This is a genomic window from Mycobacterium sp. (assembly GCF_049683355.1).
GTDB lineage: Bacteria > Actinomycetota > Actinomycetes > Mycobacteriales > Mycobacteriaceae > Mycobacterium.
The window spans coordinates 1-8,270 of sequence record NZ_JBAUJB010000217.1 but is presented as its reverse complement, the minus strand read 5'-3'; the positions used below and the strand labels follow the sequence as shown (position 1 = coordinate 8,270).

The following is an 8,270-nucleotide window of genomic DNA, read 5'->3' as shown; positions in this document are numbered from 1 at the left end:
GACCGGGCGTTGTGGCGTAGGGGACCCACCGCGATTTCATGGGTTCGATCACAACACACCGGGGCCGTTAGGCTGGCCGAATGCGCCCCGCTCTGTCCGACTACCAGCACCTGGCCAGCGGCAAGGTTCGTGAGCTGTACCGGGTCGACGACCAACACCTGCTGTTCGTCGCCTCGGACCGGATCTCGGCCTACGACCACATCCTGGACTCGGAGATACCCGACAAGGGCCGCGTCCTGACAGCCATGAGCGTGTTCTTCTTCGACCATCTGGATTCGCCCAACCACCTCGCCGGGCCCCCCGACGACAAGCGCATCCCCGAGGAGGTGCTGGGCCGGGCGCTGGTGGTCGAGCAACTCGAGATGCTTCCGGTGGAAGCGGTGGCCCGCGGCTACCTGACCGGATCGGGACTGATCGACTACCAGCAGAGCGGCGCGGTGTGCGGAATCCCACTGCCGGCCGGGCTGGTGGAGGCGAGCAAGTTCGCCGAGCCGTTGTTCACCCCCGCCAGCAAGGCCGAACTCGGACACCACGACGAGAACATCACCTTCGACCGCGTCGTCGAACTCGTCGGTGCCGCGCGCGCCGACGAGCTGCGCGAGCGCACCCTGCAGAGCTACACCCAGGGCGCGGAGCACGCCCTGAGCCACGGCATCATCGTCGCCGACACGAAATTCGAGTTCGGCGTCGATGCCGGCGGCGAGCTGAAGTTGGCCGACGAGGTGTTCACCCCCGACTCGTCGCGCTACTGGCGTGCCGAGGATTATGTCGAAGGCCGAACGCAGAACAGCTTCGACAAACAGTTCGTCCGAAACTGGCTGACCAGCCCCGAGTCCGGGTGGGACCGGGCGTCCGACAATCCGCCGCCGCCGCTGCCCGTGGACATCGTCGAGGCCACCAGGGCCCGCTACATCGAAGCCTACGAACGAATCTCGGGTCTGCGGTTCGACGACTGGATCGGCGTGTCGGCGTGAGCGCGGGTCAGGCCCCGGTCGCCAGGCGGGCAGCGCACCGCCGGGAACATCACGGGGACGTGTTCATCGACCCGTACGAGTGGCTGCGGGACAAGTCCAGCCAGGAGGTGATCGACCACCTCGAGGCCGAGAACGCCTACACCGACAGCGTCACCGAGCCACTCGAGCCGCTGCGGCAGAAGATCTTCGACGAGATCAAGTCCAGGACCAAGGAAACCGACCTCTCGGTGCCCACCCGCCGCGGTGACTGGTGGTACTACGGACGCAGCTTCCAGGGAAAGCAATACGGGGTGCAGTGCCGTTGCCCGGTCGTCGATCCCGACGACTGGACACCGCCGCAGTTCGACGAGCACACCGAGATTCCCGGTGAACAGGTGCTGCTCGACGAGAACGTCGAGGCCGAGGGGCACGACTTCTTCTCCCTGGGCGCAGCCACCGTCAGCGTCGACGGGAACATCCTGGCGTATTCCGTCGACGTCAAGGGTGACGAGCGGTACACGTTGCGCTTCAAGGACTTACGGACCGGAAGGCGTTACGAGGACGAGATCTCCGGGATCGGCGCGGGCGCCACCTGGGCGGCGGACAACCACACCGTCTATTACGTCACCGTGGACGACGCGTGGCGCCCGGACACCGTGTGGCGCCACCGGTTGGGGGCCGGTCTGCCGGCCGAACGGGTGTACCACGAGGCCGACGAACGGTTCTGGGTGGCGGTGGGACGCACCCGCAGCAACAAGTACGTGATCATCGCCGCGGGCAGCGCGGTGACCTCCGAACTGCGATACGGCGACGCTGCCGACCCGCAGGCCGAGTTCACCTCGGTATGGCCGCGGCGGGAGAACGTCGAGTACTCGGTCGACCACGTCGTCGTCGGCGGAAAGGACCGATTCCTCATCCTGCACAACGACGGAGCGGAGAACTTCACCCTCGTCGAGGCTCCGGTCAGCGATCCCACACAGAGCCGGACCCTGATCGAGCATCGCCAGGATGTCCGATTGGACTCCGTCGACGCCTTCGGCGGACACCTGGTGGTCAGCTACCGCAAGGACGCACTGCCGCGAATCCAGCTGTGGCCCATCGAGGAAGAAGGGTACGGCCAGGCCCAGGACATCACTTTCGACTCCGAACTGATGTCGGCAGGGCTGTCCGCAAACCCGAACTGGATCGCGCCCAAACTCCGCATCGGTGCGACGTCGTTCGTCACGCCGGTACGGATCTACGACCTCGACCTGGCCACCGGTGAACGGACCCTGCTGCGGGAGCAGCCCGTCCTGGGTGACTACCGCCCCGAAGACTACGTCGAGCGGCGGGACTGGGCGGTCGCGCACGATGGCGCGCGGGTACCGATCTCGATCATCCACCGGGCCGGGCTGCAGTATCCGGCGCCGGTACTGCTGTACGGCTATGGCGCCTACGAGTCGTGCGAGGACCCGAGGTTCTCCATCGCGCGACTGTCGCTGCTCGATCGGGGGATGGTGTTCGCGATCGCTCACGTGCGCGGTGGCGGTGAGCTCGGCAGACCGTGGTACGAGCACGGCAAGTTGCTGGAGAAGCGTAATACGTTCACCGACTTCATCACGGTGGCAAGCCATCTCGTCGGTACCGACGTGACCAGGCCGGAGAATCTCGTCGCCTACGGTGGCAGCGCGGGCGGCCTGCTGATGGGGGCGGTGGCCAACCTGGCCCCCGATCTCTTCGCCGGGATCCTGGCCGCGGTGCCCTTCGTCGACCCGCTCACGACGATCCTGGACCCGTCGCTGCCGCTGACCGTCACCGAGTGGGACGAGTGGGGAAACCCGCTGGAAGACCCCGACGTGTACGAGTACATGAAGTCCTACTCGCCGTATGAGAACGTCGAACCCAGGAACTACCCGGCGATCCTGGCGATGACGTCGCTCAACGACACCCGGGTGTACTACGTGGAGCCGGCGAAATGGGTTGCGGCGCTGCGCCACGTCCAGCTCGACCCGGACAACGACGCCGCCAAGGTGTTGCTCAAGACCGAGATGAACGCCGGACACGGCGGCATCAGCGGGCGCTACGAGCGGTGGAAGGAAGCCGCGTTCCAGTACGCGTGGCTGCTGGACAGGGCTGGTCTGGGCGCCGACGGTTCCAGCACCTAGCCTAGCCGGTCCGGCCGTCGCCACCCGCCGCCCGGATCCTGGTTGTCTCGTCGAGTCGTTCAACGGCGTCCGTCCAGTCCGGGGGCGAATCATCGGAGGACTCCCAGAAGGTGAAGACGGAGTCGGCCATCCGCGTCCGGTACCTGGCCATCGTCGCAGCGTGCGGTTGCCCGGCCACCGCCACATCCAGTGCCGGACGGTCACGCCAGGCCGACAATGTGAAGAAGGTCCTTCGCAACGGCCGGGCGACCAGAGACACTCCGATGACGCCGGGCGACTGCAGCATCTGATCGCGAATCCGCAATGCCGCCAGGAAGAAGCTGGGCACATCTCGCCACCTCTTCAACTCGAAGCGGGAAGCCATCGCCAACATTCCAGGTGTGCGCTGGTGGGAGTCGTCGCCGGTGGGAGTGGTCCAGGGAAGGGTCGGCGTGGGAAACCTCTTCGGGTCGGAGTGTCGACGGAGTGGTCCGTATCTAGACAATGACAAGTTCCGAGGGTACGTCCGCTAACTAGTCAGTGTCAAGATTGCCGTACGATGGCCCCCATGAGCAGGGACACCTATCACCACGGCGACCTCAAGGCCGCCATCCTCGGGCAGGCTGCAGAACTGGTGGCCGAGCGCGGAGCCGATGGCGTCTCGCTGCGGGAGCTAGCACGTGCGGCGGGGGTCTCGCACGCTGCGCCGGCACACCACTTCGTCGACCGGCGTGGGCTGTTCACCGCGCTCGCGGCGCAGGGGTGGCGCAAGCTGGCGGTCGCGCTCGCCGAGGCCCGACCTCGGTTCGACGACGCCGCCCTGGCCTACGTGCGGTTCGCCGTGGACCACCCCGGCCACTACGAGGTGATGTTCGACCGTTCGCTGGTGGACCCCGACAACCCCGAGCTGATCGCGGCCCGGGATGCCGCGGGAGCGGAGCTCGCCGCCGGCGTCGGCACACTGGATGATCCACGCGCCCAAGAGGATCCGCGGGCGGCCGCGCTCGCCGCATGGTCGCTGGTGCACGGGTTCGTGATGCTCTGGCTCAACGAGGCGATCGAGACCCGGGAGGACCCGATTGCCACCGTGCAGCGGGTGGCCCGGATGCTGTTCACGAAATGAGCCGCGGGTAGCGTCGGGTGCATGACCGAAACGCCCTTGACCGACATCGCGCTCACCACCCTCGACGGCCGCTCCACGACGTTGGCGGAGTTGGCCGACGGTGCCGCGCTGGTGGTGAACGTCGCCTCCAAATGCGGTCTGACACCGCAGTACAGCGCGCTCGAACAGCTCGCCGAGAACTACGGCGGCCGTGGACTGACGGTGATCGGTGTGCCGTGCAACCAATTCATGGGCCAGGAGCCCGGCACCGCCGAGGAGATCCAGACGTTCTGCTCGACGACCTACGGGGTGACGTTTCCGCTGCTGGCCAAGACCGAGGTCAACGGCCCGGGCAGGCACCCGCTCTATGCCGAGCTGACCAAGGTCGCCGACGAGCAGGGCGAGGCCGGCGACGTGCAGTGGAATTTTGAGAAGTTCCTGCTGGCTCCCGGCGCCACCGAGGTCAGGCGGTTCCGTCCCCGTACCGAGCCCGACGCTCCCGAGGTGATCTCGGCGATCGAGGCAGTCTTGCCGCGCTAGCCGAAACGACACCTGCGGTCGGGGTGTTCGCAACCATCCGGACACCTGGTGTTGCGACACTGCGGACGTGGCAGGACAACTGATCGTCTCGATCTCCGGTGTCAGCGAGCGCACCCTCGCCGACGTCGCATCATTTCGTGCTCAACTCGACGACCGGGGCGTGCCTGCGTCCTTCCTGGTGGCGCCGCGTCTCAAGGGCGGATACCGGCTCGACCACGACCCGGGCACCGTCGAGTGGCTGGCCGACCGGCGCGCCGACGGCGACGCCATCGTGCTGCACGGGTTCGACGAGGCCGCCACCAAAGCGCGCAAGGGTGAGTTCGCGACCCTGCCCGCCCACGAGGCGAACCTGCGGCTGATGGCCGCCGACCGGACCCTCGAACACCTCGGCCTCCGCACCCGGCTGTTCGCGGCGCCGAGGTGGAACGTCTCCCCGGGCGCGGTGAAAGTACTGCCTCGCAACGGGTTTCGACTGCTCGCCGGTATGGTCTGCATCACCGACCTGGTCCGCGGCCAGACCGTGCGCTCCCGGGTGCTCGGGATCGGGGAGGGTTTCCTGACCGAGCCGTGGTGGTGCCGCACCCTGGTGCTGTCCGCCGAGCGCACCGCGCGGCGGGCAGGTGTCGTGCGGGTCGCCGTCGCGGCGCGCCACCTGCGCCGACCGGGCCCCCGGCAGGCCATGCTCGACGCGGTCGACCTGGCGCTGATGCACTCCTGCGTCCCCACCGTCTACGAATGGCGCACTCGACCCGCGCTGTCCGACGCCGCGTAGGGGCTGCGGGCCGTAGATTGGGCCAATGGCTGACGCTGATGTCATCGTCGTGGGTGCCGGGCTGGCCGGCCTGGTGGCCGCATGTGAACTGGTCGAACGCGGCCGTCGCGTCCTGATCGTCGACCAGGAGAACGAGGCCAACGTCGGTGGTCAGGCGTTCTGGTCCTTCGGCGGTCTGTTCTTCGTCGACAGTCCCGAACAGCGCCGCCTCGGAATCCGTGACAGCCACGAGTTGGCGTTGCAGGATTGGCTCGGCACCGCCGGGTTCGACCGGCCCGAGGATCACTGGCCCCGGCAGTGGGCGCACGCCTACGTGGACTTCGCGGCAGGGGAGAAGCGCAGCTGGCTGCGCGACCGCGGCCTGCAGACCTTCGCCCTGGTCGGGTGGGCCGAACGGGGCGGCTACGACGCCCGCGGGCACGGCAACTCGGTACCGCGCTTCCACATCACCTGGGGGACGGGGCCGGGCCTGGTCGACATCTTCGCGCGCCGGCTGGCCGGGGTGCGGTTCGCCCACCGGCACCGCGTCGACGAACTCGTCGTCGAGGGCGGATCGGTGGTCGGGGTCCGCGGCGCGGTGCTCGAACCCACCAGCGCAGCGCGGGGAGTCGCGTCGTCGCGCGAAGTCGTGGGTGATTTCGAGTTCCGGGCACAGGCTGTCGTCGTCGCGAGCGGCGGCATCGGCGGCAACCACGACCTGGTCCGCAAGAACTGGCCGGCGCGCATGGGACGGGTTCCCGAACAGCTACTCAGCGGGGTTCCGGCCCATGTCGACGGCCGGATGCTGGAGATCTCCGCGGCTGCAGGCGGGAACCTGATCAACAGCGACCGGATGTGGCACTACACCGAGGGCATCACCAACTACGACCCGATCTGGCCGATGCACGGCATCCGGATCCTGCCCGGACCGTCGTCGCTGTGGCTGGATGCCACCGGCAGGCGCCTGCCAGCGCCGCTGTACCCCGGATTCGACACCCTGGGCACGTTGGAGTACATCGCCAAGACCGGCCACGACTACACGTGGTTCGTGCTGAACTCCCGGATCATCGACAAGGAGTTCGGGCTGTCGGGCCAGGAGCAGAACCCCGATCTGACCGGGCGGAGTGTGCGGGGCGTGCTGGAGCGCGCCCGCAACGGTCCCGCCCCGGTCCACGCGTTCGTCGACAAGGGCGTCGACTTCGTCACCGCGCATACGCTGCGGGACCTGGTCGCGGCGATGAACGCGGTACCCGACGTCGAGCCACTGGACTTCGCCGTGGTCGAGGAGGAGGTCACCGCGCGCGATCGGGAGGTGGCCAACCGGTTCACCAAGGACAGCCAGGTCATGGCGATCCGGGCCGCCCGCGGCTACCTGGCGGACCGGGTCAGCCGGGTGGTGGCCCCGCACCGGCTGACGGATCCGAAAGCCGGACCGCTGATCGCTGTGAAGCTGCACATCCTGACGCGTAAATCGTTGGGCGGGTTGGAAACCGATCTCGATTCCTGCGTCCTGCGCAGTGACGGTGCGGTGCTTCCCGGCCTGTACGCCGCCGGCGAGGCCGCCGGGTTCGGCGGCGGTGGGTTGCACGGCTACCGGTCTCTCGAGGGGACGTTCCTCGGCGGCTGCGTGTTCTCCGGCCGGGCGGCCGGTCGCGCCGCCGCGCGCGACGTGGGCTGAACCTAGAACTGGGTGCCGCTCTCGGGTTCGAGGACCTGGAAGTCGGTGTCGGTCATCTCCGACAGTCGGCCGTAGTAGATCGGCCGGGCGGCGGGGTCGACGATCCCCTGGTGGATCGGCACGGCGTGCGTCGGCGCGACCGCACGCAGGTAGTCCACCGCCTCGGAGATCTTCATCCACGGTGCCGCGGCCGGTGTGGCCAGTACGTCGACAGGCTCACCGGGGACGAACAGCGCGTCGCCGGGATGCATCAGCCGCGCGGGGTGCTCACCGTCACCGACGAGGTACGAGATGTTGTCGATCACAGGGATTTCCGGGTGGATCACCGCGTGCGTGCCACCGACGCCGCGCACCGTGAGGTGCCCGATGGACAGTTCGTCGCCGACCTGGACCGGTTGCCACGGCCCACCCAGTTGGGCGGCGGTCTGCGGGTCGGCGTACAGGGCAGCCTGCGGATTGGCGTCGATGAGCGCGGGCAGACGCTCCGTATCGGCGTGATCGGGGTGCTGGTGGGTGATCAGGATCGCCGACAGGCCCGTGATGCCCTCGAAGCCGTGGGAGAAGGTGCCCGGATCGAACAGCACCGTGGTCTCTGCGCCCGAGCCGTCCTCGAAGTGTGCTTGCAGGCAGGAATGGCCGAAATGGGTGAGCTGCATCCCTCCATTGTGGCGTGCCCGGGACATGCGTGACAGCGATTGACGCTCGCGGTGACGCGGTGCCGTCTTCGCCGCAGGTAGAGTGATCGCCGTGGCAAAAGTGGTGGTACACGTCATGCCGAAGAGCGAGATCCTCGATCCCCAGGGGCAGGCCATTGTCGGCGCCCTCGGCCGCCTGGGCTTCGACGGGATCTCAGATGTGCGGCAAGGTAAGCGATTCGAACTCGAGGTCGACGACGGTATCGACGACCAGAAGTTGACCGAGATCGCCGAATCGCTGCTGGCCAACACCGTGATCGAAGACTGGACAGTCAGCTGGGAAGAGGCACGCGGATGAGCGCTCGAGTGGGGGTCATCACCTTTCCGGGCACCCTCGACGACATCGACGCATCGCGGGCGGTGCGGTTGGCCGGCGCCGAAGCGGTGAGTCTCTGGCACGCCGACGCCGACCTCAAGGGGGTTGACGC

At 67.8% G+C, this 8,270-nt stretch carries 9 protein-coding genes and 1 pseudogene; 8 read left to right on the top strand and 2 right to left on the bottom strand.

The features are described from left to right. The first annotated feature begins 80 nt into the window (after positions 1-80). Positions 81-974, top strand: coding sequence for a phosphoribosylaminoimidazolesuccinocarboxamide synthase (locus WA944_RS13055; RefSeq protein ID WP_526372236.1), 894 nt, complete (start codon positions 81-83; stop codon positions 972-974). After that, positions 971-3,097, top strand: coding sequence for a S9 family peptidase (locus tag WA944_RS13050; RefSeq protein ID WP_526372234.1), 2,127 nt, complete (start codon positions 971-973; stop codon positions 3,095-3,097). The genes WA944_RS13055 and WA944_RS13050 overlap by 4 nt, the downstream gene beginning before the upstream one ends. A 1-nt stretch (position 3,098) precedes the next feature. Here WA944_RS13050 and WA944_RS13045 read toward each other — a convergent pair whose 3' ends face one another. Then, positions 3,099-3,461, bottom strand: a complete 363-nt coding sequence (locus WA944_RS13045) for a hypothetical protein (protein ID WP_526372232.1) — start codon at positions 3,459-3,461, stop codon at positions 3,099-3,101. Positions 3,462-3,644: 183 nt separating this feature from the next. Here WA944_RS13045 and WA944_RS13040 point away from each other — a divergent pair, with 183 nt between their 5' ends. The 4 genes from WA944_RS13040 to WA944_RS13025 all read left to right on the top strand — a co-directional run bounded on the left by WA944_RS13040 (position 3,645) and on the right by WA944_RS13025 (position 7,147). Next, entirely contained in the window at positions 3,645-4,199 is a 555-nt protein-coding gene (locus WA944_RS13040; RefSeq protein WP_526372230.1) for a TetR/AcrR family transcriptional regulator, read from the top strand. A gap of 21 nt (positions 4,200-4,220) precedes the next feature. Next, positions 4,221-4,718, top strand: coding sequence for a glutathione peroxidase (locus tag WA944_RS13035; protein ID WP_526372228.1), 498 nt, complete (start codon positions 4,221-4,223; stop codon positions 4,716-4,718). 67 nt (positions 4,719-4,785) lie between these two features. Beyond that, the gene (locus tag WA944_RS13030; protein ID WP_526607991.1) at positions 4,786-5,490 is read left to right on the top strand and encodes a DUF2334 domain-containing protein; all 705 of its coding nucleotides are present in this window, start codon (positions 4,786-4,788) and stop codon (positions 5,488-5,490) included. Positions 5,491-5,515: 25 nt separating this feature from the next. Beyond that, on the top strand, positions 5,516-7,147 hold the full coding sequence (locus WA944_RS13025) for an FAD-binding dehydrogenase (protein ID WP_526647011.1): 1,632 nt from the start codon (positions 5,516-5,518) through the stop codon (positions 7,145-7,147). A 2-nt stretch (positions 7,148-7,149) separates the two neighbouring features. Here the strand turns inward: WA944_RS13025 and WA944_RS13020 are convergent, their stop codons facing one another. Continuing rightward, positions 7,150-7,803 (bottom strand): MBL fold metallo-hydrolase, encoded by a 654-nt coding sequence (locus tag WA944_RS13020; RefSeq protein ID WP_526370621.1) that lies wholly within the window; start codon positions 7,801-7,803, stop codon positions 7,150-7,152. Between the two features lie 91 nt (positions 7,804-7,894). Here WA944_RS13020 and purS point away from each other — a divergent pair, with 91 nt between their 5' ends. Beyond that, positions 7,895-8,140, top strand: a complete 246-nt coding sequence (gene purS, locus WA944_RS13015; protein ID WP_526370619.1) for a phosphoribosylformylglycinamidine synthase subunit PurS — start codon at positions 7,895-7,897, stop codon at positions 8,138-8,140. Continuing rightward, positions 8,137-8,270 (top strand): annotated as a pseudogene (locus WA944_RS13010) (phosphoribosylformylglycinamidine synthase subunit PurQ); the annotation flags it as partial. The gene purS and the pseudogene WA944_RS13010, both read left to right, overlap by 4 nt.